This is a genomic window from Rhodoferax sp. RT4P68 (genome assembly GCF_056521305.1).
In genome coordinates, this window is sequence record NZ_JBWMBB010000001.1 from 457,480 (window position 1) to 483,020 (window position 25,541).

26 protein-coding genes are annotated in these 25,541 nt (G+C 68.4%); 12 read left to right on the plus strand and 14 right to left on the minus strand.

Translation table 11 applies throughout. From position 1 onward, the window contains the following. The first annotated feature begins 39 nt into the window (after positions 1–39). Positions 40–1,248, plus strand: coding sequence for an HD-GYP domain-containing protein (locus tag AC099J_RS02050; protein ID WP_479613533.1), 1,209 nt, complete (start codon positions 40–42; stop codon positions 1,246–1,248). 150 nt (positions 1,249–1,398) lie between these two features. Here AC099J_RS02050 and AC099J_RS02055 read toward each other — a convergent pair whose 3' ends face one another. The 3 genes from AC099J_RS02055 to AC099J_RS02065 form a co-directional block, all read right to left on the minus strand. Continuing rightward, complete coding sequence (locus tag AC099J_RS02055) at positions 1,399–2,370, minus strand: tripartite tricarboxylate transporter substrate binding protein (protein WP_479613820.1); 972 nt, start codon at positions 2,368–2,370, stop codon at positions 1,399–1,401. Between the two features lie 27 nt (positions 2,371–2,397). Continuing rightward, the gene (gene nadC, locus AC099J_RS02060; protein ID WP_479613534.1) at positions 2,398–3,273 is read right to left on the minus strand and encodes a carboxylating nicotinate-nucleotide diphosphorylase; all 876 of its coding nucleotides are present in this window, start codon (positions 3,271–3,273) and stop codon (positions 2,398–2,400) included. Between the two features lie 110 nt (positions 3,274–3,383). Further along, on the minus strand, positions 3,384–4,373 hold the full coding sequence (locus AC099J_RS02065) for an NUDIX hydrolase (protein WP_479613535.1): 990 nt from the start codon (positions 4,371–4,373) through the stop codon (positions 3,384–3,386). Between the two features lie 48 nt (positions 4,374–4,421). On the opposite strand from AC099J_RS02065, the gene AC099J_RS02070 reads away from it, so the two are divergent. Both AC099J_RS02070 and AC099J_RS02075 read left to right on the plus strand, forming a co-directional pair. Next, complete coding sequence (locus AC099J_RS02070; protein WP_479613536.1) at positions 4,422–4,742, plus strand: type II toxin-antitoxin system CcdA family antitoxin; 321 nt, start codon at positions 4,422–4,424, stop codon at positions 4,740–4,742. A gap of 27 nt (positions 4,743–4,769) precedes the next feature. Further along, positions 4,770–5,078 carry a CcdB family protein gene (locus AC099J_RS02075; RefSeq protein WP_479613537.1) on the plus strand — a complete coding sequence of 103 codons (309 nt, stop codon included), beginning with the start codon at positions 4,770–4,772 and terminating at the stop codon, positions 5,076–5,078. A 59-nt stretch (positions 5,079–5,137) separates the two neighbouring features. On the opposite strand, the gene AC099J_RS02080 is transcribed toward AC099J_RS02075, so the two are convergent. Beyond that, positions 5,138–6,118, minus strand: coding sequence for a hypothetical protein (locus AC099J_RS02080; RefSeq protein ID WP_479613538.1), 981 nt, complete (start codon positions 6,116–6,118; stop codon positions 5,138–5,140). A gap of 120 nt (positions 6,119–6,238) precedes the next feature. On the opposite strand from AC099J_RS02080, the gene purT reads away from it, so the two are divergent. Then, entirely contained in the window at positions 6,239–7,465 is a 1,227-nt protein-coding gene (gene purT / locus AC099J_RS02085) for a formate-dependent phosphoribosylglycinamide formyltransferase (protein WP_479613539.1), read from the plus strand. Positions 7,466–7,775: 310 nt separating this feature from the next. Next, positions 7,776–8,915: a mechanosensitive ion channel family protein gene (locus AC099J_RS02090; RefSeq protein ID WP_479613540.1), complete on the plus strand. Its 1,140-nt coding sequence runs from the start codon at positions 7,776–7,778 to the stop codon at positions 8,913–8,915. A gap of 43 nt (positions 8,916–8,958) precedes the next feature. Here the strand turns inward: AC099J_RS02090 and AC099J_RS02095 are convergent, their stop codons facing one another. Genes AC099J_RS02095 through AC099J_RS02105 form a run of 3 tightly spaced genes read right to left on the minus strand, consistent with a single transcriptional unit; the run spans position 8,959 to position 12,079 of the window. Beyond that, entirely contained in the window at positions 8,959–9,363 is a 405-nt protein-coding gene (locus AC099J_RS02095; protein WP_479613541.1) for a phage holin family protein, read from the minus strand. 32 nt (positions 9,364–9,395) lie between these two features. Next, positions 9,396–10,559, minus strand: a complete 1,164-nt coding sequence (locus AC099J_RS02100; protein WP_479613542.1) for a GGDEF domain-containing protein — start codon at positions 10,557–10,559, stop codon at positions 9,396–9,398. 23 nt (positions 10,560–10,582) lie between these two features. Beyond that, complete coding sequence (locus tag AC099J_RS02105; RefSeq protein ID WP_479613543.1) at positions 10,583–12,079, minus strand: AMP nucleosidase; 1,497 nt, start codon at positions 12,077–12,079, stop codon at positions 10,583–10,585. Positions 12,080–12,184: 105 nt separating this feature from the next. Here AC099J_RS02105 and AC099J_RS02110 point away from each other — a divergent pair, with 105 nt between their 5' ends. Then, positions 12,185–12,934 carry an enoyl-CoA hydratase/isomerase family protein gene (locus tag AC099J_RS02110; RefSeq protein ID WP_479613544.1) on the plus strand — a complete coding sequence of 250 codons (750 nt, stop codon included), beginning with the start codon at positions 12,185–12,187 and terminating at the stop codon, positions 12,932–12,934. A gap of 9 nt (positions 12,935–12,943) precedes the next feature. Here AC099J_RS02110 and gorA read toward each other — a convergent pair whose 3' ends face one another. The 5 genes from gorA to AC099J_RS02135 all read right to left on the minus strand — a co-directional run bounded on the left by gorA (position 12,944) and on the right by AC099J_RS02135 (position 18,601). Further along, the gene (gene gorA / locus AC099J_RS02115) at positions 12,944–14,320 is read right to left on the minus strand and encodes a glutathione-disulfide reductase (protein WP_479613545.1); all 1,377 of its coding nucleotides are present in this window, start codon (positions 14,318–14,320) and stop codon (positions 12,944–12,946) included. 77 nt (positions 14,321–14,397) lie between these two features. Further along, positions 14,398–14,643, minus strand: a complete 246-nt coding sequence (locus tag AC099J_RS02120; RefSeq protein ID WP_479613546.1) for a PIN domain-containing protein — start codon at positions 14,641–14,643, stop codon at positions 14,398–14,400. 29 nt (positions 14,644–14,672) lie between these two features. Next, entirely contained in the window at positions 14,673–16,400 is a 1,728-nt protein-coding gene (locus AC099J_RS02125) for a DUF2235 domain-containing protein (protein WP_479613547.1), read from the minus strand. Between the two features lie 96 nt (positions 16,401–16,496). Then, the gene (locus AC099J_RS02130; RefSeq protein ID WP_479613548.1) at positions 16,497–17,054 is read right to left on the minus strand and encodes a hypothetical protein; all 558 of its coding nucleotides are present in this window, start codon (positions 17,052–17,054) and stop codon (positions 16,497–16,499) included. After that, the gene (locus AC099J_RS02135; RefSeq protein WP_479613549.1) at positions 17,054–18,601 is read right to left on the minus strand and encodes a class I adenylate-forming enzyme family protein; all 1,548 of its coding nucleotides are present in this window, start codon (positions 18,599–18,601) and stop codon (positions 17,054–17,056) included. The genes AC099J_RS02130 and AC099J_RS02135 overlap by 1 nt, the downstream gene beginning before the upstream one ends. 70 nt (positions 18,602–18,671) lie before the next feature. Between AC099J_RS02135 and AC099J_RS02140 the strand changes: the two genes are divergently transcribed. The 5 genes from AC099J_RS02140 (at position 18,672) to AC099J_RS02160 (ending at position 22,092) form a co-directional block, all read left to right on the plus strand. Then, the gene (locus AC099J_RS02140; RefSeq protein ID WP_479613550.1) at positions 18,672–19,220 is read left to right on the plus strand and encodes a phosphatidylglycerophosphatase A family protein; all 549 of its coding nucleotides are present in this window, start codon (positions 18,672–18,674) and stop codon (positions 19,218–19,220) included. A 59-nt stretch (positions 19,221–19,279) separates the two neighbouring features. Then, on the plus strand, positions 19,280–19,705 hold the full coding sequence (locus tag AC099J_RS02145; protein ID WP_479613821.1) for a CinA family protein: 426 nt from the start codon (positions 19,280–19,282) through the stop codon (positions 19,703–19,705). Positions 19,706–19,800: 95 nt separating this feature from the next. Further along, complete coding sequence (locus AC099J_RS02150) at positions 19,801–20,253, plus strand: MarR family winged helix-turn-helix transcriptional regulator (RefSeq protein ID WP_479613551.1); 453 nt, start codon at positions 19,801–19,803, stop codon at positions 20,251–20,253. Positions 20,254–20,334: 81 nt separating this feature from the next. After that, positions 20,335–20,754, plus strand: coding sequence for an organic hydroperoxide resistance protein (locus AC099J_RS02155; protein ID WP_479613552.1), 420 nt, complete (start codon positions 20,335–20,337; stop codon positions 20,752–20,754). A 297-nt stretch (positions 20,755–21,051) separates the two neighbouring features. Continuing rightward, on the plus strand, positions 21,052–22,092 hold the full coding sequence (locus tag AC099J_RS02160; protein ID WP_479613553.1) for a serine/threonine protein kinase: 1,041 nt from the start codon (positions 21,052–21,054) through the stop codon (positions 22,090–22,092). 87 nt (positions 22,093–22,179) lie between these two features. Here AC099J_RS02160 and AC099J_RS02165 read toward each other — a convergent pair whose 3' ends face one another. Together AC099J_RS02165 and htpG are read right to left on the minus strand one after the other, a co-directional pair. Next, on the minus strand, positions 22,180–22,536 hold the full coding sequence (locus tag AC099J_RS02165) for a hypothetical protein (protein WP_479613554.1): 357 nt from the start codon (positions 22,534–22,536) through the stop codon (positions 22,180–22,182). 14 nt (positions 22,537–22,550) lie between these two features. Continuing rightward, entirely contained in the window at positions 22,551–24,605 is a 2,055-nt protein-coding gene (gene htpG / locus AC099J_RS02170; protein ID WP_479613555.1) for a molecular chaperone HtpG, read from the minus strand. Positions 24,606–24,837: 232 nt separating this feature from the next. Here htpG and aqpZ point away from each other — a divergent pair, with 232 nt between their 5' ends. Next, positions 24,838–25,533 carry an aquaporin Z gene (gene aqpZ, locus AC099J_RS02175; protein WP_479613556.1) on the plus strand — a complete coding sequence of 232 codons (696 nt, stop codon included), beginning with the start codon at positions 24,838–24,840 and terminating at the stop codon, positions 25,531–25,533. Positions 25,534–25,541 lie beyond the last annotated feature (8 nt).

Below are 25,541 nucleotides of genomic sequence, written 5' to 3' on the forward strand. Positions count from 1 at the left end.
TGCAGGGGGCGGGGGGGCGCCCGGATAATTCCCGGCACCATGAACCTCGTCGCCGTGAACATCGAAGCGATCCGGCTCGGTCAGCCGCTGCCGTTCGAGCTGCGCACCGAGCGGGGCGTGCTTCTGGCCAATAAGGGCTATGTGATCCATTCGCGTGACGAGATCACCTACTGGACGTCACGCGGCATGACGCTGTGCGTGGACATGGACGCCAACGACGACCGCCAGCGCGCCTACGTCGGCAAGCTGCAGAGCATGCTGCGCTCCGAGCGCCCGCTGGGCGAAATCCAGAAGGTGCAGATCGCCCCCGACGACCTGTTTGCCAACGCCCGCCCGCCCGAGAAACCCGACCGGCCCGACTGGCTGGAACTGCAGGCGCGTGCCCATGCCCTGCTGCGCGATGCGCACAGCGAGACCTTCCTCGCCCGCCTGGACAAGCTTTACGCCGAAATGAGCGATCTGGTGGAGCACCACCCGGACGCCACGCTGTTCGCGCTGAACCATCTCTCGGCCACCGAGCTGCGCATGTACAGCGCCACCCACGCCATGCTGGTCTACGTGGTGTGCAGCCTGGCCGCGCGCGAAGTGCTGCACTGGCCACCCGAACTCGATGCCATGCTGGGCAAGGCGGCGCTGACGATGAACATCAGCATGACCAGCCTGCAGGACGTGCTGGCGCAGCAGACCGAGGCGCTGACCTCGGCGCAGATCGAGGCCATCGAGCTGCATGCCCAGCGCTCGTTCACCATGTTGCTGGAGATGGGCGTGACCGACGAGAACTGGCTGTTGGCCGTGCGCCACCACCACGACCGCTCGCCCGGCCCGCTGGCGCGCAAGATCCCGGCGTTGCGCATCGCCCGGTTGATCCAGCGCGCCGATGTGTTCACCAGCCGGCTGGCGCCGCGCGTGTCACGCACGCCGATGTCGACCTCGGCCGCCATGCAGGGCTGCTACTTCGACGAGGAGCACCAGGTCGACGAGGCCGGTGCCGCGCTGATCAAGGCCGTGGGCGTGTACTCGCCCGGGCTGTACGTGCGGCTGGCCAGCAACGAGCTGGCGGCCGTCATTCAGCGCGGCAAGAACACCAGCACCCCGCGCGTCGCCGTGCTGGTCAACCGCGAAGGCATGCCCACCGGCGAGATGATCGTGCGCGACACCAGCCTGCCGCAGTACAAGATCACGGCCAGCGTGCCGCAGCGCGACATCAAGGTGCAGGTGTCGCTGGACCGCCTATTGGCGCTGATTTGACTCCCCCCGTTTGGACGGACTCACTTCGTGTAGCCGTCCCATCCCCCCACAGGGGGCGCACCCAGCGGCCTGGCAGAGCCAGTTCCGCGGGTGCCCTGGCTGGGTCGTGCGGGGAGCGCGCGCCCTTGATCCGTCGCAAGTCGGTCGAAGTTATTCGATTCGCAAGCCGCGCTGCGCCGTGATGGTGCCGAAGCGCCGCAGGTCGCGCGCCACCAGCGCCTGGAAGGCGGCGGGCGTGGCCTGCTCGCCGGCCGTCAGCGTGTAGCCCAGCTGCTGCAGCGTGCCGCGCAGCGGGCTGCCGGCCAGCGCCGTCGCCAGCACGCGGTTCAGCCGCTCGACCACCGGCGCCGGTGTGCCGGCCGGGGCCAGCAGGCCGTGCCATTGGTCCATCTCGTAGCCACGCACCCCCTGCTCGGCCACGGTGGGAACGTCGGGTAGTTGTGCTGTGCGCGCGAGCGAGGTGATGCCCAGCGCGCGCAGCTTGCCGGCTGCCAGCAGCGGTGCCGCGCTGCTGGCGGTGACGATGCCCAGGCCCACCTGGCCCGCCATCACGTCGGCCAGCGCCGGGCCACAACCCTTGTAGGGCACCTGCGCCAGCGGCGCCTGGGCCGCTAGGTGCAGCATCTCGCCGGCCAGGTGCTGCGGCGTGCCAGCGCCGCAGGAAGCAAAGAACACCGGCTGCGGCGCCGTGCGGGCCGCAGCCAGCAGATCGGGCAGCGCCTGCCAGGGTGAGCCCGGCGGCACCACCAGCACCGAGGGCACGAAGCCGACGTTGATCACCGCGGTGAAATCGCGCGCGGGCGAGAAGTCCAGAGGCCCGAACACGCCGGGGTTGATCGCGAACGAGCTGTTGACCATCAGCAGCGTGTGGCCGTCCGGTGCGGCCTTGGCCACCAGGCTGGCACCGATGTTGCCGCTGGCACCGGCGCGGTTCTCCACCACCACGGTCTGGCCCAGCTCCTGCTGCAGCACCTGGCCCAGCTTGCGTGCCAGCAGGTCGGTGCCGCCGCCGGGCGGGAAGGTCACGACGATGGTGATCGGGCGGCTGGGGGCGTTCGGCTCGGTGCCCTGCGCGGCGGGGGCGAGCAGGGCGGCCAGGGCCAGGTCGAGCAGAGCGCGCATGGTGCGGCGGCGTGGCATGGCAGCGTCCTACTCCAGTGTGTCCAGGCCGATGTCCAGCACCGCAGCGCTGTGCGTGATCCAGCCCACGGCGATCTGGTCGACGCCGGTCTCGGCGATGCCCGGTGCAGTTTCGACCGTGACGCGGCCCGAGGCCTCCAGCACCGCGCGGCCGGCGGTGATGGACACGGCTTCGCGCAGCGTGGGCAGGTCCATGTTGTCCAGCAACACGATGGGCACCTGCAACGCCAGCGCCTCGCGCAGTTGGTCCAGCGTGTCGACCTCGACCTCGATCTGCACCATGTGGCCGATGGCAGCGCGGGCGCGCGCCACGGCCTGGCCCAGGCCACCGGCGATGGCGATGTGGTTGTCCTTGATCAGCACCGCGTCGTCCAGCCCGAAGCGGTGGTTGCTGCCACCACCGGCGCGCACCGCGTACTTCTGCAGCGCGCGCAGGCCGGGCATGGTCTTGCGGGTGCAGGTCACGCGCGCTTTGGTGTGGGCAATCGCATCGGCGATGCGCGCCGTGGCGCTGGCCACGCCGCACAGGTGGCCCAGAAAGTTCAGCGCCGTGCGCTCGGCCGTCAGCATGCCGCGCGCTGGGCCTTCGAGCGTGGCGATCACGTCGCCGCTTGCCAGGCGCGCGCCGTCCTGCAGGCGCGCTTTCCAGACGATGGCCGGATCGACCAGCTCGAACGCGAGGCGCGCCAGCGCCAGCCCGGCCAGCACGCCGCCCTGGCGCGCCACCAGCTGCAGCCGGCTCTGCGCATCGGCGGGCACCACGGCCTGGCTGGTGATGTCGCCAGCACGGCCCAGGTCTTCCAGCAGCGCGGCGCGCACCAGCGGCTCGAGCATCACGCGGGGCAGGGGGGTGGGCGGCTCTCTTGTCTCGTTCGGTATGCGCATGTGATTGTGCTCATGGTGAGCATATAAGCGTTAAAAAAAGTGGGCACCTCATTTATACTTTTTTTGAGCATAAGTCGGCGGCCAGAGTTGTATCTTTTGTTTGCCGCCGCTCAGCGCGACAACGGCAGCTTGCTGCCCGAGATCGCCCGCTCCAGCAGCACATCGTCGCGAAAGCGGAACAGCTGTGCCGGCCGGCCCGAGGTGCCCTGGGTCAGCTGCCCGGTCTCTTCGACCAGCGCCTGCTGCTCCACCAGGCGGCGAAAGTTCTGCTTGTGCAACGCGCGCCCGGCCAGCGCTTCCACGGTCTGCTGCAGCTGCAGCAGCGTGAAGGCTTCGGGCATCAGTTCGAAGACCACCGGCCGGTACTTGATCTTGGCGCGCAGCCGCGCCATGCCGGTGGCCAGGATGCGCCGGTAGTCCAGCTGCATGGGCACACCGGTGCGGGCGGCCAGCGCCTGGCGCCGGGCCGCTGGCAGGCCGCGCGTGGTGGGCAGGCCGCGCGCAGCGGGCACAGGGCTGCGCTGCGCTTCGGTCACCAGGCCGGCCTCGTACAGCAGCTCGTAGCGCTGCAGCACGAAGTCCTCGTTCCAGGGTGCACCGTGTAGGCCGAAGGCCGTGTCCGCGCGCTGGCGACGCAGGGCCCGGCCGGCGGCCGGTGCGCCCTGGCACCAGGCGGCCAGGGCCGGCGCGAGGTGGTCAGCCAGCAACTCGGCCGCCGCTGGTGCGCGCTGGTCTTCCCAGGGAAAGTGGTGGTACCAGTCGCGCCAGCCCACGGCCTGGTGCGGCGCAGGCGCCTCGCGCGTCAGGCCCAGGTAGCTGACCGAGATCACGCGGCGGTCGTCATTGCGCGCGCGGTCGCGGTCGGCGAAGGTGTAGAGCTGCTCGATGTAGCCGATCGGGTGGTGCGTCTGCGCCTCGATCCAGGCGCGCATGCCGGTCTGCAGGGATCGGTGGTCCACCTCCAGCGGGCCGCTGGGCAAGGCCTGGCCGTCGTGCGTCGTCAGAAAGCGTGCCTGGCCACCGGTGACGGCGACCAGCACGGCGACCAGTTCGGCGCTGATGGTGTCGGAGGAAGCGGGCAAGGGCCGTGCGATTGACATGGCTTAATCTAATGCCGCATGATGGCATGAAAGTTTGCAGGAGGGTGCATGCTCAAAGAAGTTGGCAGCAGTGGTCAGATTTCTCTCGGCAAGAAATTCGCTGGGCGGCTCTTCGACGTGGTGGCGCACCCGGATGGCCGTTTCGAGCTGATCCCCGTGAAGGTGGTGCCGCAACTGGTGCCGGTGGTCTCGCAAGCGCAGTCCGCTGGCGGGTGGCTGCCGCCTGGTGGTTATGCGCAGTGCAACCAGTGGGCACTCGACAATCGGGATGCGCTCGAAGCTTATGCGCAGCGTGTGGACGAGCATGGCACTGCGGCCGAGCAGTTGCAGGGCTTCATGGCGTCAGGCTCAGCACCCGAGCGGGGCTGACGGGGTACTGCGTCACGCCCGTCTCTGATGCCGCGCTTCGATCTCTACCGCAACCCGAACCCGCATGCCAGCCATGCGTTGTACCTGGACGTGCAAAGCGATCTGGTCAGTACCGCCACGCGTTGGTGCCTGCCCCTGCTGGCTGCGCAAGCCGGCAGCGTGGTGATGTCGCGCGCGCAAGCGCTCATCCTGGTACAGGGCGTCACTTACATCGTGGACACACCCAACATCCTGGCCGTGCCGGCCAGGTTTCTGCGCCAGCCGCTAGAGCGCCTCGATGCCGGCGCGCAGCCCCAGATCGAGGCCATGGTCGATTTCATGGTGCGCGGGTACTGACGACTGCTCGCGGCCGCTTGCGGGGCGGGCGGGCCACGCTGCTGACGCAGGGCTCACGCTCAGATCGCCTGCCCGGGCCGCCCCAGCGATTTCACGGTGGCGATCACATTGCGCACACGCGTGCGCCGGCCGATGCGCCGCAGGCGGTAGAAAAAGGGTTGCGTGAAGCGCGGCGCCGTGGGCGCCTGCGTCCAGTCGCCCGCCATCATGCGCGTGATCGTGGCCTGCACCTGCGGGTCGCTGGACGCATAGACCGGCACGTAGGCGATTGGAAAGTACGGGATGTCCGAGAACATCTTGCTGGCCGCGCAGCGCACCATCTCGATGTCGGGATTCAGGATCTTGGCGAACGCCGAGAGTGCCGAGGAGGTGTTGATCACCGCCTGGCATGTGGACAACGCCACGCAGTCGGTGATCGCCAGCTCGGCCTCTTCCCAGCGGGCCTCGTCGGTCTTCTCGGTGAAGTGGAACGAGCCGCCGCCGAAATCTGCCACCGGCAGCGGCGAGTGCTGCTTCACGTACTGCAGAAACGCCTTGTCGTCCGTGGCGACGAACAGGCGCTGCAGGTGCGGCCGCGTCTTCAGAAAATCCAGCACGATCGCGAAGAACTCGGCGTGCGTGACCGGGTTGCTGTCCCAGGCGACCGAGGTCTTGTCGTTGCCGCGGTAGTGCACGCCCAGTGCCTGCGACAGATCGCCCAGCGGCGCCACGCGCGCGTGGTAGCGCTGCGGAATGGTGAAGTAGTCGTTCCACAGCCGGTGCAGCTGGTGCCAGTCCGAGCCCAGCATCGCGCAGTGCCGGTCGCGCACCCAGGCCAGCGGCAAGCGGCGCGTCGGCGTGGCGGGCGTGTAGCTGAGATCGATGAGCCCAGGGATCACGGTGTAGCCGGGCGACTTGCCGTACAGCTTCGACGTGATGTTCCAGGCCGGGAAGATGCCGTGCTGGCGGAAGTAGGGCAGGCTCTCGAACACATGCAGAAATACGCCGCCGAACAGGCCCTCCTTCAGCGTACCGGGAGGAACATCGATCAATAGCGGCATGGACACTTTCTGGAGCGGTGGAGCAAAAGGCGCCGTTTATAGCAAGTCTCAGGCCCGGAGCCGCCCGCGCCGATGGTCGATTACAGTGCCCGCGACCCAGAATTTTCACGGACACCGCCCATGACCACCTTCGGCACCCCTTTGTCACCCCACGCCACGCGCGTCATGCTGCTGGGCTCCGGCGAACTCGGCAAGGAGGTGCTGATCGCGCTGCAGCGCCTGGGTGTGGAAACCATTGCGGTGGACCGCTACGCCAATGCACCCGGCCACCAGGTCGCGCACCGCGCGCACACCATCGCCATGAGCGACCCCGAGCAGCTCAAAGCCCTGATCGCACAGGAGAAGCCTGATTGGGTCGTGCCCGAGATCGAGGCCATCGCCACACCCGCGCTGGCCGAACTGGAAGCCGCCGGCACCGTGCGCGTGGTGCCCACGGCGCGTGCCGCGCGGCTGACGATGGACCGCGAAGGCATTCGCCGCCTGGCGGCCGAGACGCTGGGGCTGCCGACCAGCCCCTACCGGTTCTGCGACTCCTTCGACGAGCTGCAGGCGGCCATCGATGCCGGCATTGGTTACCCCTGCATCGTCAAGCCGGTCATGAGCAGCTCGGGCAAGGGCCAAAGCAAGATCGACGGCCCGGCCGATGTGCGCAAGGCCTGGGAGGTCGCAATGGCCGGCGGCCGCGTCAGCCACGGCCGCGTGATCGTCGAGGGCTTCATCGATTTCGACTACGAGATCACCCTGCTGACCGTGCGCGCCCGCGCCGCCGATGGCAGTGTGCAGACGCATTTCTGCGAGCCGATCGGCCACGTGCAGGTGAGCGGCGATTACGTGGAGAGCTGGCAGCCGCACCCCATGCACCCGGCCGCGCTGCAGCGCGCACAGGAGATCGCCAGGGCGGTGACGGACGACCTGGGCCGTGGCCTGGACGGCCAGCCGGCTGGCCTGGGCCTGTTCGGTGTGGAGCTGTTCGTCAAGGGCGAGCAGGTGTGGTTCAGCGAGGTCAGCCCGCGCCCGCACGACACCGGCATGGTGACCATGGCCACGCAGTGGCAGAACGAGTTCGAGCTGCACGCGCGCGCCATCCTCGGCCTGCCGGTGGACACCGGCTTGATGACGCCTGGCGCCAGCGCCGTGGTCTATGGCGGTGTGGACGCGACCGGCATCGTGTTCGACGGCGTGGCCGAAGCGTTGCAGGTGCCCGGCACCGAAATCCGCCTGTTCGGCAAGCCCGAGAGCTTCGTCAAGCGCCGCATGGGCGTGCTGCTGGCGCGCCATGCCGATGTGGAGCAGGCGCGCACGAACGCCAAGCGTGCCGCTGCGCTGGTGCGGCCGCGCGAAGCTTGAAACAACAACCACCCCGTTTGGATGTCTCACTTCGTGTAGACATCCCATCCCCCTCAAGGGGCCGAGCCCGGACACACGAGGTCCAGTGGACCTTGTGTGCCTGGGGAGGGGCCGGGCCACTGGCCCGGCGCGGCCTGCAAGGCCTCCCCAGCGGCCTGGCAGAGCCAGTTCCGCGGGTGCCCTGGCATGGCCTGGTCTACGGCCATCGGCACGGCGCTGATGGGCCCGCCCAGCGCAGGGGCCGCCGCGTGCGCTGGCTCGTTACCCGCGCGCTATGCGGGCCTATCGCGCGCCTCGCTAGCATGCCCGCATGCCGATCGACTGGAACCAACTGATCACCTGGGCCGACGCCTCGGTGATGGGCCTGTGCGTGGCCGCCACGGTGGCCGTGCTGCTGGCGCTGGTCGTGCACCGCGCTGGGCGCGCCGTGCTGACGCGTGTGACGCGCGGCATGCCGACGGCGGCCACCGTCGTGCGCACCGTGCGCCTGCCCACGCGCTGGCTGCTGCCCTTCATCGCGCTGCAGCTGGTCTGGCAGGGCGCGCCCGACACCATGCCCTGGATCGCCGGCTTGCGCCACATCAACGGCCTCCTGCTACTGGCCGCGCTGACCTGGACGGGCCTGCGTGCCGTCTCCGGCGTGGCCCAGGGCGTGATCGACCAGTACCCGCTGGCCGTGGCCGACAACCTGAACGCGCGCCGCATCCACACCCAGGCCAAGGTGCTGTCGCGCACGGTGATGTTCGTCGTTGCCCTGGCCGGCCTGGCGCTGATGCTGATGACCTTTCCCGGGGCGCGCCAGTTCGGTGCCAGCCTGCTGGCCTCGGCCGGCGTGGTCGGACTGGTGGCAGGCTTTGCCGCCAAGCCGGTGTTCGGCAACCTGATCGCCGGCCTGCAGATCGCGCTGGCGCAGCCGATCCGGCTGGACGACGTGCTCATCGTGCAGGGCGAGTGGGGCCGCGTCGAAGAGATCACCGGCACCTATGTGGTGCTGGCGATCTGGGACCAGCGCCGGCTGATCATTCCGCTGCAGTGGTTCATCGAGAACCCGTTTCAGAACTGGACGCGCAACAGCGCCGACATCATCGGCACCGTGTTCCTGTGGGTCGACTACCGCATGCCGCTCGAGCCACTGCGCGCCGAGGCGCAACGCCTGTGCGAGGCCGCGCCCGAATGGGACCGCCGCCTGTGCCTGCTGCAAGTGACTGAGGCCGGCGAGCGCAGCATGCAGTTGCGCCTGCTGGCCACGGCCGCCAACTCCAGCCTGGCCTGGGATCTGCGCTGCCGGCTGCGCGAGGGCCTGATCGTCTTCATCCAACGCGAATGCCCGCAGTACCTGCCGCTGATGCGCGCGGAGCTGCGCAGCGAAGCCGGCACGCCGCCGTGGCCGCAGGCCGGGGCCGATGCGCCCGTGCCCATGCCCACGGCTGCGGCGGTGGCTACGCCCTGAGCCGCCCGCCCGGACGCATCGGGTCGCTGGCTCAGCAGGGGTGCTACAGCCAGTTGCCGCTGCCCTGCGGCATCTGGATCTGCTGGGCCGGGTCGCTGCTGGCCACGAACGAGCCGATCACGATGCTCAGCACCGAGACGAACAGGCTGGCGAACAGTGCCGTCCAGAAGCCCGAGATGTGAAAGCCCCGCACCAGCGCCGCCACCAGCAGGATCACCAGCGCGTTGATGACCAGCAGAAACAGGCCGAAGCTCAGCAGCGTCAGCGGCAGCGTGAGCATGATCAGCAGCGGCTTGACGATGGCGTTGGCAAAGCCCAGCAGCAGGGCCGAGACGGCCAGCGAGGCCGTGCTGTCGAAGCGCAGGCCCTTGAAGATGTGGCTGGCGACCCAGAGCGAGAGCGCAGTGATGATCCAGTGGATGAGAAACGGGTAGATCTGATCGAGCATGCGGGCATGCTACAGGGCGGGCGCCGCGCCGGTCAGATCACCGTGTCACCGGTGCCGCTTGCGCCCATCAGCGTCTGCGCGCGGCCGCCGTGCTTGGCCTCGTACAGCGCCGCGTCGGCACGCGCCAACAGGCCGGCCAGTGTCGCGTCACCGTCGGTCAGCGCGGCCACACCGGCGCTGTAGCCGATCGCAAAGCCCAGCTGCTGCGTGGCCTGCTCGTCCAGCAGCGCCCGCAGCCGCTCGTCGAATCCGCTGGCCGTGTTGCGCTGGGCATTGGGCAGCAACACACAGAACTCCTCGCCACCGAGCCGGCCGGCCAGGTCGCCGGTGCGCCGGTTCTGGCTGAGCAACTTGGCAAACAACTGCAGCGCCTGGTCGCCCTTGTCGTGGCCGTGGCTGTCGTTGATGTTCTTGAAATGGTCCAGATCCAGCATCAGCGCGGTCAGCGGCGTGCGGTAGCGCTTGGCGTTGGCGAACAGGGCTTCGGCACGCGCGTGGAAGTCGCGGCGGTTCGGCAGGCCGGTCAGGCTGTCGGTGTTGGCCATGGCGCGCAGCCGGTCTTCGGCTTCGTCGCGCCAGGCCACCAGCAAGGCCACCGTGCCCAGCACCACGGCGATGTTGATGGCCAGGGCCGCGGCGATGTTGACCGGGTTGGGTGTGCGGAACGTCGGGTACTGATCGGTGAAGAACGCGCCGAGCACGCCGCGCGCGCCCGTCAGAACGGCCATGACCACGAAGCAGACCAGCAGCACGATGCGCCAGTGCCGGCCGGCGTCGCGGTGCGAAACGGTGGTGGCACGTGCCAGCAGCAGCAGCATGGCGGCCAGCAGAAAGTTGGACCAGCCCACGCGCACCGGGTAGTTGGCATGGGCGAGCGCGTAGCCCAGCGGCATCAGCACGGCCAGCACCACCAGCGCGCGGCCGCCGGGGCGCGGGCCCAGCCAGCCGGTCAAGGCCCGGTGCAGCACCACCATGCAGCCCGACAGGCAGGCCATGGCCAGCACCGACAGGACCGACGAGGAGCTGTACTCCGACAGCGTCAGCGCCGTCCAACCGAGGGTCAGCAGCAGCAGCGCGGCCTGGGCACTGCGCGCTGCGCTTGTCAGCTGGCGCCCCATGATCAGCGGCAGCACGATGGAGATGCCCAGCAGGTTGACCATCGCGACGGTGATCAGGGAGAGGATGTCGATCTGCACGTTGTCGTGGGCGTCCGGTCAGCTTATTGAAACGCGACTTCTGCAAAGCTGCGCAGCTTGCGGCTGTGCAGTTCGTCGATGCCCTGGGCGCGCAGCAGCTCCACGGAGCGGATGCCGATGCGCAGGTGCTGGTCCACACGCTCGCGGTAGAAGTGGTTGGCCATGCCGGGCAGCTTGATCTCGCCGTGCAGCGGCTTGTCGGAGACGCAGAGCAAGGTGCCATAGGGCACGCGGAAGCGAAAGCCGTTGGCCGCGATGGTGGCGCTCTCCATGTCCAGCGCCACGGCGCGGCTCTGGCTGAAGCGCAGCTGGGCCCGGTTGTCGGGCAGCAGCTCCCAGTTGCGGTTGTCGGTGCTGGCCACGGTGCCGGTGCGCAGCACGCCTTTGAGCGCGGGGCCTTCGAGCTTGGTGACGTCGCGCACGGCCTTTTCCAGTGCCAGCTGGACTTCGGCCAGCGCCGGGATCGGCACCCACAGCGGCAGCTCTTCGTCCAGCACATGGTCCTCGCGCACATAGCCGTGGGCCAGCACGTAGTCGCCCAGCTGCTGCGTGTTGCGCAGGCCGGCGCAGTGGCCCAGCATGATCCAGGCATGCGGGCGCAGCACGGCGATGTGGTCGGTGATGTTCTTGGCGTTGGCCGGGCCGACGCCGATGTTCACCATGGTGATGCCGGTGTGGTCGCTGCGCAGCAAGTGGTAGGCCGGCATTTGCGGCAGCCTGGGGGGCAGGGCGCCCATGGCGTCGATGTCCTGCGGCGGCAAGTCCTTGCGGCGCGTGACCACGTTGCCGGGTTCGACGAAGGCGATGTACTCGCTGTTTTCATCGGCCATGGCCTCGTGGCCCATGCGCACGAACTCGTCGATGTAGAACTGGTAGTTGGTGAACAGCACGAAGTTCTGGAACCAGTCGGGCGCCGTGCCCGTGTAGTGGCGCAGCCGGTGCAGCGAGTAGTCCACGCGCGGCGCCGTGAACAGTGACAGCGGCTGCGGCTCGCCGGGCTTGGGCGCGTAGGTGCCGTTGGCGATGCCGTCGTCCATGGCCGCCAGGTCGGGCAGGTCGAAGACGTCGCGCATCAGGCCGCGGCGCTCGGCCGTCATGCTGCCTTCCACGTGGTCGTGTTCGGCGAACGAGAAATGCACCGGAATGGGTTGCGTGCTGGTGCCCACTTCCAGCGGCACCTGATGGTTCTGCAGCAGCAGGCGGAACTGCTCCAGGTAGTACTTGCCGAAGAGGTCGGGCCGCGTCAGCGTGGTCTCGAAGCGGCCGGCGCCGGCCACGAACCCATAGGCCAGGCGGTCCAGCTCGTCCTCGACTTTCGCACGCGACAGCGTCTCGGTATGCAAGCGCACGAAGGGGTAGCAGGCGCGCACGTGGCCAGGCGGCGTGTCACCGGCCACATAGCGTTGCATGGCGGCGCGCAGGTGGTCGATCTGCTGGGCGTAGATGTGCTGTACCTGCTGCAGCGCGGCGGCCGGGTCGGTGTAGAAGGTCGGTGCGATGAAGGGCGGCAGGTAGGGCATGCGGTCATTGTGCAATGCCCGTGCCTGCTTTCAGGGCGGGCCCCTGCCGCACGGCCCGCGCACGGCCCCGCTTATATTGGGCGCCCCTGATTCCCTTGCTTGCCAATGACCCCCACTCTCGCCATTGCCGGCCCGATTGCCACCATCACGCTGCAGCGCCCCCAGGCTGCCAACAAGCTGGCGCCCGAAGATCTGCCGGTGCTGCGCGCCCATGTGGCGGCCGTGGACCAGGCCGACGGCGTGCTGGTGCTGGTGCTGCGCAGCACCGGCAAGTATTTTTGCGCGGGCTACGACATCGCCGAGGTCGGTGGCAGCCAGGCCGAGGGAGCGGGCTTCGGCGACATGGTGGACGCACTGGAGCAGTGCCGCGCCGTCACCGTCGCGGTGCTGCAGGGCGGCGTGTACGGCGGCGCGACCGATATGGCGCTGGCCTGTGACTTTCGCATCGGCTCGCCGGCCACCGAGATGTTCATGCCGGCCGCGCGGCTGGGCCTGCACTTCTACCTCGGCGGCCTGCAGCGCTATGTGTCGCGGCTGGGTCTGGACACGGCCAAACGCCTGTTTCTGACGGCTGAGAAGCTGGACGCCGCCGCCATGCAGGCCTGCGGTTTCCTCACGCACCTGACAGCCGCCGACGAGCTCGACGCGCAGGCCGATGCGCTGTGCGCGCGGCTGGCCGCCATGGCCCCACTGCCCCTGTTGGACATGAAGCGCCATTTGAACCAGATTGCCCGCGGCGAAGTCGACGCGCAGGCCGTGCGCGCCGCCGTGCTGCAAACGCTGGCCTCGGACGATCTGCGCGAGGGCGTGGCCGCGTGGCAGGCTCGCCGCGCGCCGCAGTTCACGGGGCGTTGACCCGGCGTCTCAATCCTGCGGCGCCGGTTCGCGCATGGTCACAAACTCTTCGGCCGCCGTCGGGTGGATGCCAATGGTGCTGTCGAACTGCGCTTTGGTGGCACCGGCGCGCAATGCGACGGCAAAGCCCTGCACCAGCTCGCCGGCCTCCTGGCCGACCATGTGCAGGCCCACCACGCGGTCGCTGGCGGCGTCCACGATCAGCTTCATCAGCACCCGTTCGCTGCTGCCCGACAAGGTGTGCTGCAGCGGCTTGAACTCTGTCCGGAAGATGCGCACCTCGCCGTACTGCGCGCGGGCGGCGGCCTCCGTCAGGCCCACGGTGCCGACCGGCGGATGCGTGAACACCGCGGTCGGGATGTTGTCGTAGGACACGGTGCGCGCGGGGCGGCCTGGGAGCGGGCCGAACAGGTGGTCCACCAGCGCCATGGCTTCGGCCGTGGCCACCGGCGTCAATGGCACGCGGGTCGACACGTCGCCCAGCGCGTGGATCGACGGCACCGAGCTGCGGTATTGCTGGTCGACCTCGATGTGGCCTTTGTCGTCGCGGCGCACGCCCGCTGCCTCCAGCCCGATGCCTGCGGTGTTGGGCTTGCGGCCGGTGGCGAACAGCACGGTATCGGCGTCCAGCAGCGTGCCGTCGGCCAGCGTCAGATGCAGCCCGCCCTGGCGCTGGGCGATGCGCTCGATCTGTGCGTTCAGCCGCAGGTCGATGCCGGTCTTGCCCATCTCGGACGCCAGGAAGCGGCTGATGTCCTCGTCGAACGCGCTCAGCAAGCGGCCACCGCGCTGCAGCTGCACCACGTTCGCGCCCAGCTTGCGGAAGATGGAGGCGAACTCGCAGGCGATGTAGCCGCCGCCCACCACCACCAGGCGCTTGGGGAACGGGTCCAGGTCGAACATCTGGTCGGAGCTGACGGCCAACTCGCTGCCGGCGACATCTGGCATGAAGGGCGTGCCACCAGTGGCAATGAGAAGGTGCCGCCCGCGCAGGCGCCGCTCTCCCACGCGCAAGGTGTGCGCGTCTTCCACCTGGCCCCAGCCGGTGACGATCTCGGCGCCCGCGCTTTTCAGCAGGTCGCCATAGATGCCGTTCAGCCGTGCGATCTCTTTGGCGCGGTTGGTCTTGAGCGTGCCCCAGTCGAAGCGCGGTGGCTTGACCTCCCAGCCGAAGCCGGCGGCCTCGTCGAAGGCCGAGCCGTAGTGGGCGGCGTAGCTGTAGAGCTTCTTGGGTATGCAGCCCACGTTGACACAGGTGCCGCCCAGCGCTGCGGCCTCCACCAGGGCCACACGGGCCCCGCGCTGCGCCGCCATGCGCGCGGCGCGCACGCCGCCGCTGCCGCCGCCGAGGACCAGCAGGTCGTAGTCGAAAGTGTTGTTGTCCATGCGTGTCGATTCCTTGTGGCCAGTCGCAGCGATGATCGCCGGGATCGTTGCGGCCGGCCAGTGCGCCGGGCAATGCCTTACGCCGTCAGTCGAGTGAACTGCGAACGTGGCAGCAGTCGCCTGAAGTCGGCATTGAAGCTGACCAGGTGTTCACCTTGTTGCAACACGGCCGCTGCGAGCCACGCATCGGGGATCTGGTTGGCGGCCAGTTGCTTCGTCGCGCAGAGTTCTCGAAACACAGGCCATTCCGCGCCGAGCATTGGGCGCTCCACACCAGGCATCGATTGCAAGGCGTTGATGAAGCGCAGCGCCTCATCGGTCACCTGATCGAGACTACAGATTTCTGCGCATTCTAGGCATCCAGTGTGGTTGCACGCCGGCCCGCCGCCAACGTCAGCGTCCCCACCAGCCCGATGATCTTGGCCGCTGCGAAGAGTGTCATGAAGAGGCCGGCGAACCACGCGAGGAAAGGCCGTTCCAGATGCCAGGCGGTCAGCGTGAGCCAGGTGGCCAGGTTCTCCAGCACATCGGCGAACACGGCTACGGGCAGCGCCCAGCCCAGCAGGTTCAACCACGCCGGCACCGGGTCGCCAGCGCGGCGCAAGCCGGCCCGCCGGGCGAAGCCGGCCACCGCGAACCACGACAGCACGTACGCGTAGCTGGCGATCAGCAGCAGGTCCAGCAGCAGCGCCCAGCGCGGCGAGGCGAACAGGGCCGTGCCGGCACCCAGCCGGTCCTCCATCATCCAGGTCAACTGCCAGCACTGGAACTGCAGGTTGTGCGCCAGATGGGTCCACGCCTGGGTGAACAGCTGGATCATGTTCTGGCCCAGGCCCTTCAGCGGCAGGGCGGGTGTCTGGAGCCAGCCGATGAGGTTGGCCAGCAGCACGGCCAGCAGGCCCGCCAGCAGCGGCTGTGCGAGGTTGCGCCGCTTGCTCCAGACCGTGTCGTCCGGGTAGCGCAGCGCGGGGTTTTTGACGCTGGCGTGTTCTACCGGCGTGATGAACCGCGCAGGCTTGTGGTGGATGTCCACCCGCATGGTGTTGCGCACCGCCATGCCCGTCAGTGCCCACAGGCAGGTGCGGTTCAGCATGTCGTCCACCCGGGGCCGGGCCGGCGGACGCTCGGCGCCGGGCGGCAGTTGGAGCTTGGACACGGCTTGCAACACGGCGGCCTCGGTGTCCAGCGGGCCATCACAGCCGCGCAGCCGCAGGCCGCACTGCACGGCCTGGCTGACGATCCAGGCCAGGGCCTGGTCCGAAACGCCGGTCGCAGCCGGCTCGTAGCCGCCGCCCACATCGCAGTGCGACCCGCGAAACCACAGCTGCTGCAGCGTTGCGCGGTGCTTGCCCTCTGTCGTGTAGTGGCCGTTGTCGTCGGCATACAGCCGCGGCTTGAACTGCGCCCGGTGCTCGTCCAGCGCCAATGCCTGGCGCACGTTGCGAAAGCGCTTGCCGGCGATGGTGGGCGTGGCGCTGATGCGCTCGTGGAACGGCCACAGTCCGACGGAGGCGACCGTGTCCCAGACCCCGACAAACTGCATCTCCACCCTGCGGCATTGTGCGTCGGCCAGCAGGGCCGAAGCCTGCTCCGCGATGCGCTTGAACTTTTCTGCTTCCGACCCGCGGTCGGAAAAGTAGATGTGGATCAGCGTTTCGACCATCGAGTCCGCATGCGGCCGCAGCACGCCGAACAGGTTCACCAGCCCGGCCAGGCTGCGCGCCGTGAACGCACCACGCGAGAAGCCGAAGATGAAGATCTGATCGCCCGGGCGATAGTGCCGCATCAGGAACAGGTAACACTCGGCCACGTTCTCGTAGACGCCGCGGCCGAACGCCAGTCCGGCGATGCGTGCGCGCAGCCGGTTCCATTTGTCGATCACCGTGGCGCCGGGCAGCTCTCCGGCATTGCCCACGCCGGGGTCGTAGAACAGGGTCTGCGCCGCATCCACTGGCGAGCCTGCGAACAGCTGTGCCAGCTTGACGACGTTGGTGTCCGACGCGCCGCCGGTCAGGTTGTTGTTGGTGCCGTCGCAGCAAACGATCAGCTGGCGCGGCGGCAGTTCAACGGGCAGGTCCATCCGGTGTTCCTTAGCGCCCGTGCACTGGGCGGCGCGGCCAGTATGCAAGCCGCGCGGCGCGCCGGCATGCTGCGTTGTGATGAAGAAGGCGGTGCTTCAGCCGAAGCGCCGCAACCCCCGGCCGCGCGACCAGACCCAGGCCGACTGGCCCGGATCACCCGGAAAGTCGGGCCGGCGCCACAGCCAGACCATCGCGAAATGCCCGGCGCTGGCGTAGTGCGTCAGCCAGGCCTCGGCGCTGGCCAGCACCTGCGGCCAGGGCGTGGCCAGGTGGTCGGACCAAGCGAGCAGTTCCAGGTCTTGCGCGTGCACGCCGTTGTACAGGCCGGACTCGGCCTTCTTGAACTTGCGCGAGAAGGCATCGACCGACGCCGAATCGGGCGGCAGCCGGGCCGGCAGGGCGTCGGGCGGCAGCAGCCGCGGCAGCTGGCGCGCGAGCATCTGGCTGTCCTGCTCGGTCAGTCGCACCAGTTCGAAGGCCAGGCGGTCGTCGCTCTCGGTAGAGCTGGCCAGGATGTCGGGCTCGCGCGCGTTCGGGTCGCCGCTGGCCACCGAGCGCAGGTCCACGTCGTGGCGGTAGCGCTGCGCGAACTCGCGGAAGATGGCGCGCTCCAGCGTGGCCTTGTGCTGGTCGCGCACCGGCCCGCTGGCCATCAGCCCTGTGGCGCCGCCCAGCGGTCGCGCAGCTCGCGTTTCAATACTTTTCCGATGGCGCTGCGCGGCAGGCTGTCGACCAGCACCAGCTCGCTCAACCGCTGCGTCTTGCCGACGCGCTCGTTGGCCCAGTCCTTCAGCGCGCCGGCCTCGATCGGCTCGCCCTCGCGCGGCACGACGAAGGCCACCGGCGTCTCGCCCCAGGCCTCCGACGGCACGCCCACCACGGCGGCCTCCAGCACCGCCGGGTGCTCGCGCAGCAGGGCCTCCAGATCGCTCGGGTAGATGTTGAAGCCGCCCGAGATGATCATGTCTTTCTTGCGGTCGAACAGGATCAGAAAGCCATCGGCGTCGAAGCGGCCGATGTCGCCGGTGCGGATGAAGCGCTTGCCACTGGTGTCGAACCATTCGGCCTCGCGCGTCTTGTCGTCCTTGCGGTGGTAGCCGGTCATCATGCCGGGCGAATGGCCAACCACCTCGCCGGCTTCACCGGGCGCCACTTCGAGGCCGGCGTCGTCGATCAGGCGGATGTCGCTGGTCGGCGCAGGCCGGCCCACGGTGTGCAACTTGTCGGGGTGCAGGTGGGCCTCCAGGACGCAGCTGCCCCCGCCTTCGGTCATGCCGTAGAACTCGATCAGGCCACCGGGCCAGCGCTTGAGCACTTCGGCCTTCATCGCGGCCGAGAACGGCGCGCTGGTGCAGAACTTGAACTGGAAGCTGGACAGGTCGGCGTCACCGAAGCCAGGCAGCGCCAACAGGCGCTGGTACTGCACCGGCACCAGCATGGTGTGCGTGACCCGGTGGGCCTGGGCCAGGCGCAGGTATTCGGCGGCGTTGAACTTGGCCATCAGCACCAGCGTGCCGCCGAACGCGAGCGTCGGAAAGAACAGCACCAGCGTGGTGTTGGAGTACAGCGGCGTGGACAGCAGCGTGACCGTGCCCGGCCCGTACTCGTAGCCCACGCCACGCTGCACATGGGCCCAGCGCATGCCGTGCGACTGCACGATGCCCTTGGGGTCACCCGTGGTTCCCGAGGAGTAGATGATGTTGAACGGCGCCTGGCCATCGACCTCGGCCGGTGCCGGCTTCTGCCCGGCCGGTGCCAGCCACTCGGCCAGCGGCCGGCCTGCGTCGCTGGCGTCCAGCGCGATGCGCGGCGGCTCGCCGGGGCCGGCCGGGCCCATCGTCTCGCCCGTGGCGGCATCCAGGAACAGCAGCCTGGCCTGTGCGTTGTCGATCATCTGCAGCAGGCTCTGCGCGGTGGAGCCAGGGGCCAGCGGCGCCACGACGACACCGGCGCGCAGCGCACCCAGGAACACGCAGGCGTAGGGCACCGAGCTGGCCGCGCAGATGGCAATCGCCTCGCCGGGCTGGATGCCGGCCTGCTGCAGCGCCAGCGCCACCTGGTCCATCGTGCGGTCCAGGCCCGCGTAGTCCAGCGATTGTGTGGCGTCGATCAGCGCCGCGTGGCCGGGCTGCTGCTGCGCGTGGCGAGCGATCAGGTCGGCGATGCGGGCGAAGGATTGTTGGGCGATGAAGTCGTGCATGGTGGTGGTGTGGCAGCCGTTTGCGGGACGATGATAGGCGGCAGGTGCGCCGCTACCATCCAGGCATTCCATGACGCACGAACCCGCCGTTCTTCCTCTGAATTCTGCGCCGCAGGGGGCGCCGCGGCGGCCCACGGCGCGCTTCATGCTGTCGCATCCGGCACACTGCATCGCGCTGGGTTTCGGCGCGGGCCTGTCGCCCAAGGCGCCCGGCACGGTGGGCACGCTGTGGGCCTGGCTGGTCTACGCGGTGCTGCTGGCCTGGCTCGATACGGCGCAGATCGGCTGGCTGATCGCGGTGTCGCTGCCGCTGGGCTGGTGGGCCTGCACGGTGTGCGCGCGCAACCTGCGTGTGGCCGACCCTGGCGCCATCGTGTGGGACGAGGTGGTGGCCTTCTGGCTGGTGCTGTGGCTGGCCATGCCGCTCACGTTCTGGGGGCAGCTGGCGGCGTTTGCGCTGTTCCGCTATTTCGACGCCGCCAAGCCCGGGCCGGTGGCCTGGGCCGACACGGCATTCAAGGGCTGGGGCGCGCGTGGCGGCTTCGGCATATTGTTCGATGACCTGGTGGCGGCGTTCTGCACGCTGTTCGTCCTGGCACTGTGGAGGTTCTTCTGGTGAACGATGCCGTCCCCGATCTCGTGGCACGCCTGGCCACGCAACTGCGCAACAAGGGCTGGATGATGGCCACCGCCGAGAGCTGTACCGGCGGCCTGATCGCCGGCGCCTGCACCGATCTGGCTGGCTCCAGCGACTGGTTCGAGCGCGGCTTTGTCAGCTATTCCAACGCCGCCAAGACCGAATTGCTAGGCGTGGACGCGGCGTTGATCGTGCAGCATGGTGCCGTCAGCGAAGCCGTGGCACGCGCCATGGCGCAGGGGGCCGTGGCCCACGCCCATGCCCAGGTGTCAGTGGCGGTGACGGGCGTGGCCGGCCCGGCCGGCGGCAGCGCCGACAAGCCGGTGGGCATGGTCTGGTTCGGCTGGGCCGTGGCGGGGCGTGTGCACACGCAGGTGCAGCGTTTTCCGGGCGACCGCGCCGCCGTGCGCGCGGCCACCGTGCAGCACGCCTTGCAACGGCTGCTGGCGCTGGTCGAGGCGGGCTGACAACGGGCGCTGGCCGCGGCTGAGGCACAGCGCCGGCCGTTTCAAACGCTCACAATTAAGTTGCACGCAATTGAATTGCGAACTACAATTGCGCCATGGCTTCCCCCCGCACCATCGCGAACGACAAGGCGCTGCAGCTGGACCACCAGCTGTGCTTCGCGCTGTATTCGGCCTCGCTGGCGATGACCAAGCTGTACAAGCCCCTGCTCGAAGACCTGGGCCTCACCTACCCGCAATACCTCGCCATGCTGGCCTTATGGGAGCGTGACGGCCTGTCCGTCTCCGAGCTGGGCGAGCGCCTGTTCCTCGATTCCGGCACGCTGACGCCCTTGCTCAAGCGGCTCGAGTCGGCCGGTCTGGTCGCCCGCATCCGCGATGTGCAGGATGAGCGGCGCGTGCACCTGTCGCTCACGGCCGATGGGCGCAAGCTCAAGGCCCGCGCGGCGCGCATCCCCGGCTGCGTGCTGGCGGCCTCGCAGTGCTCGCTGGGCGAGGTGCAGGCACTGACACAGCAGGTGCGTACGCTGCGTCAGCGGCTCGCCGGGTAGGGCGCCGCCGCAGTTCTCGCTTTTCGTTTTCTGTTTCCCAACCCCCGCTTCATTGCGAAGCACCACTTCAAGGACGATGCCATGACCACCACCCTCGACAAGGTTCTCTACACCGCGCAATCACACACCACGGGCGGCCGCGACGGCGCCGGCAAAAGCTCCGACGGTCGACTCGAAGTGAGCCTCAGCTCGCCCGGCACCTCGGGCACCGGCACCAACCCCGAGCAGTTGTTCGCCGTCGGCTACTCGGCCTGCTTCATCGGTGCCATGAAGGCCGTGGGCGGCATGAAGAAGATCGCCGTGCCCGATGGCGTGGCCGTCGACGCTGAAGTCGACCTCGGCCCCACGTCCCATGGCTATGGCATCGCGGTGCGCCTGAAGGTCTCGCTGCCCGGCATGGAGCGCGAAGCCGCCCAGGCCCTGGTCGACGCCGCCCACGGCGTGTGCCCTTACTCGAACGCCACGCGCGGCAACATCCCGGTCGAGATCACCCTGGTGTAAACAACCAACCCCCAGGCTGCGCGCTGCACGCTCCGCCAACCCCCTTCCGCTGCGCGAAGGGGGCCGAGCCCGGACACAAAAAGGTCCAGTGGACCGCTTGTGCCGGCGAGGGGCTGGGCCACTGGCCCAGCGCGGCCTGCCAGGCCACCCAGCGGCCTGGCAGAGCCAGTTCCGCGGGTGCCCTGGCTTGGCCTGCTCTGCGGCCATCGGAATCACATGGCCCCAAGCTTGTGCGTACGGTGGGGACGCCGCGTGGTGCAGAACGGATGATTCCGGCCCCGCGCGCCACAATCGGGGATGCACCCTGATTCCCTTTTCGGCGACAGCGCCCGCCACCCCTACGAAGCCCTGACGCCCGACCGCGTGCTCGACGCGCTGGACACCATCGGTCTGGTCGGCGACGGCCGGCTGATGGCGCTCAGCTCTTACGAGAACCGCGTCTACCAGGTGCACCTGCAAGACCCGCCCGAGGGCGTGCCCGAGGTGGTGGTCGCCAAGTTCTACCGGCCCGGCCGCTGGAGCGAGGCGCAGATCCTGGAAGAACACGCCTTCGGCACCGAATTGGCCGCTGCCGAGATCCCGGCCGTGGGCCCGCTGGTCATCGGTGGTGCCACGCTGCATCGCTTCGACGCGTTCTACTTTTCCGTCTGCCCGCGCCGTGGGGGCCGCCCGCCCGAGCTCGACGATTTCGAGGTGCTGGAGTGGATCGGACGCTTTCTCGCGCGCATCCACACCGTGGGCGCGGCACGCCCCTTCGTGGAACGCCCGGCGCTCGATCTGGCCAGCTTCGGCACCGCCTCGCATGACTGGCTGCTGGGCCACGACATGGTGCCGCTGGACGTGCAGGCCGATTGGGACAAAGCCTGCACACTGGCGCTGCAGGCCATTGCCGATGGCCCTCTGGCGCAGGCCGACACCGGCATCGCGCTGCTGCGCCTGCATGGCGACTGCCACCCCGGCAACATCCTGTGGACGCCGACCGACCGCCCCGGCGGCGGCCCGCATTTCGTGGACCTGGACGACGCGCGCACCGGCCCGGCGGTGCAGGACTTGTGGATGCTGCTCTCAGGCGACCGCCGACAGCGTACGCTGCAGCTGTCCGGCCTGCTCGATGGCTACGAGCAGTTCCGCGCGTTCGACCGGCGAGAACTGGCGTTGATCGAGCCGCTGCGCACGCTGCGGCTGATCCACTACAGCGCCTGGCTGGCGCGGCGCTGGGCCGACCCGACGTTTCCGGCCAATTTCCCGTGGTTCGGCAGCAGCGACTACTGGCAGGGCCAGGTCGTCATGCTGCAGGAGCAGGTCGAAGCGATGGCGCAGCAGCCGCTGGTCGTGTAGTGGTGGCACCATGGCGCTCTGCGCGACGGCGCGCGCAGGCAAAGCACTCCGCCTGACGCACTTGGGCGCGCAGGCGGCAGGCTTCGGCTAGCGCGGGTCGGTGCTGCCCGGCTTGTTGTGCCGGGGATCATGCGGGTCGTAGATCACCGTGCCGGTGCCTACCCCCGCGCCCACGCTGGCGCCGCCGCCAATGCCAGTGCTGACGCCCACACCCGCCCCGGCGGAGACCTGGCCGCGCTGGTTGACGCCCACGCCCACGCCAACCGGGCCGACGCCGGTGCCCACGCCGAGGTTGAAGCCGCCCGACCCGACGCCCACGCCGAGCGAAACGCCGGGGAAGATCGGGATGCCGATTCCCACGCCCGCCGCGCAGCCGCCCAGCAGGGCAGCGGTGGCCAGCGCCGCAAGGGCGCGAGAGGTGCGGAGCAGGGGCGAGGTGGTCATGGCAGCTTGGACTCTCAGACGAGCAAGGCGTTCACACGGCGCACGTAGGCGGCAGGGTCTTCCGGCAGCCCGCCTTCGGCCAGCAGCGCCTGGTCGAACAGGATGTGCGCCAGATCGTGGAAGTGCACCGAGCCGTCCAGCTTCTTCACCAGCGCGTGCTCGGCGTTCACCTCCAGCACCGGCTTGACGGCCGGCGCCTGCTGGCCGGCCTGTTTCAGCATGCGGGCCAGCTGCGTGCTCATGCCGTCGTCCTGCACCACCAGGCAGGCGGGCGAATCGACCAGACGGGTCGTCACGCGCACGTCTTCGGCTTTGTCCTTCAGCGCTTCCTTGAGCTTGGCCAGCAGCGGCTTGAAGGTTTCGGCGGCTTCTTCCGCAGCCTTCTTCTCGTCCTCGTCCTGCAGCTTGCCCAGATCGACCGCGCCCTTGGCGACCGACTGCAGCGGCGTGCCGTCGAACTCGTTCAGGTAGTTCAGCGCCCACTCGTCCACGCGGTCGGTCATCAAGAGCACTTCGATGCCCTTCTTCTTGAAGACTTCCAGCTGCGGGCTGTTCTTGGCGGCGGGCAGGCTGTCGGCGGTGATGTAGTAGATGGCCTCCTGGCCTTCCTTCATGCGGCTCTTGTAGTCGGCGAAGGAAACGGTCACGGCGTCGGACTGCGTGCTGGCAAAGCGCAGCAGCTTGGCCAGGCGCTCGCGGTTGGCGAAGTCTTCGCCCAGGCCTTCTTTCAGCACCGAGCCGAACTCGGCGTAGAAGCGCGCGTACTTGTCCGACTCGTCGGCGTGCTGGGCCGAGGCATCGGCCGCCGTCGTCGTGGTCTTGTCGACCACGTCGCTCACATCGCTCACGTTGCCCCCGTCGTTCAACGCCTCGGTCGGCTCGGGTGCCGGTACGGATTCGCCGGAGCCAATATCGATCTTGCCCTCACCGCTTTCGGGCACGGTCTTCTGCTTCTTGGCCAGGTCTTCCAGCATCGACAGCACGCGCTTGGTGCAGCCGTCGCGGATGGCGCGCACGTCGCGGCTCTCTTGCAGCAGCTCACGGCTGACGTTCAGCGGCAGGTCGGCTGAATCGACCACACCCTTGACAAAACGCAGGTAGCTGGGCAGCAGCGCCTCGGCCTCGTCCATGATGAACACGCGCTTGACGTAGAGCTTCAGCCCGCCCTTCTTGTCGCGGTTCCACAGGTCCATCGGCGCCTTGGAGGGCACATACAGCAGCTGCGTGTACTCGGTGCTGCCTTCCACGCGGTTGTGCGTGTAGGCCAGTGGGGCCTCGTGGTCGTAGCTGATCTGCTTGTAGAACTCGTTGTACTCGTCGGCGGTCACGTCCTTCTTGGGGCGCGACCACAGGGCCGTGGCCTTGTTGACGGTCTCCCACTCGTCGGTGAGCACCATGTCACCGCCCTTGTTGTCCTCGCCTTCCTTCCACTCTTCCTTGCGCATCAGGATGGGCAGGGAGATGTGGTCGGAGTATTTGCCGATGACGGACTTGAGCTTCCAGCTGCTGAGGTATTCCTCGGCCTCAGGGCGCAGGTGCAGCGTGACGCTGGTGCCGCGTGTGGCGCGGGTGATGGCCTCCACTTCGAAGTCGCCGGTGCCACCGCTCGTCCAGCGCACGCCCTGCTCGGCCGGCAGGCCGGCGCGTCGCGATTCGACGGTGATCTTGTCGGCCACGATGAAGCCCGAGTAGAAGCCCACACCGAACTGGCCGATCAGCTGCGCGTCGACCTTCTGGTCGCCCGACAGCTTGCCCATGAACTCCTTGGTGCCGCTCTTGGCGATGGTGCCCAGGTTGGCGATGGCTTCTTCCTCTGACAGGCCGATGCCGTTGTCGGTGATGGTCAGCGTCTTGGCCGCCTTGTCGAAGCTCACGCGGACTTCTAGGTTGGGCGCGTCCTCGTACAGCTTGCCGTCGTTCAACGCCTCGAAGCGCAGCTTGTCGCAGGCGTCCGAGGCATTGGAGACCAGCTCACGCAGAAAGATCTCAGGGTTGGAATACAGCGCGTGCGTGACGAGGTGCAGCAGCTGGGCAACCTCGGCCTGGAAGGAAAGTGTTTGTTTGGTCATCGTCCGTTCAACATCAAAAAATGGGCTGTCGCGCGTGATGCACGGCACAGTCCCCAATTATGGGCGGGCACGAAAACCTTCAAGTCGTGAAAAATTTAGTCGCTCTGTGCCAACTGGTTACAAGTTTGCGCACCTTGTAATAAGTTCACACAAGGGCGTGCAGACAATTCCGACCGGCCGGCTCGTCACCTGCGACCGTACTCCACCATCGACACAAGAGAGATCAACAAACATGGACAGCAACATCAAAAAGTGGACCGCCGAGTTCCTTGGCACCTTCTGGCTCACGCTGGGCGGCTGCGGCAGCGCCGTGCTCGCGGCTGGGTTTCCCGAGGTCGGCATCGGGCTCTTGGGCGTGTCGTTTGCCTTCGGCCTCACGGTATTGACCGGCGCCTACGCGTTTGGCCCGATCTCGGGTGGCCACTTCAACCCGGCCGTCTCGGTCGGCCTGGCAGTGGCCGGGCGTTTTCGCTGGGCAGAGTTGCCCGGCTACGTCATCGCGCAGGTGCTGGGCGCCATCGTCGCTGCCTGGGTGCTGTACATGATCGCCACCGGCAAGCCCGGCTTCGAGGTCGGCGGCTTTGCCAGCAACGGCTTCGGCGCGAACTCGCCCGGCAAGTACAGCATGGTGGCCGTGCTGATTTGCGAGGTGGTGCTGACCGCCGTGTTCCTGCTGGTCATCCTGGGCAGCACTGCCAAGCGCGCGCAGGGTGGCTTTGCCGGCATCTCCATCGGCCTGTGCCTGACGCTGATCCACCTGGTGTCCATCCCGGTGTCCAACACGTCCGTGAACCCGGCGCGCAGCACCGGCCCGGCCCTGTTCGCGCAGACCGGCGCCATGGGTGATCTGTGGCTGTTCTGGGTGGCACCGATCGTCGGCGCCATCATCGGCGCCCTGATCTACCAGGCGGTGCTCAGCGACGATTGAGGTCCCCG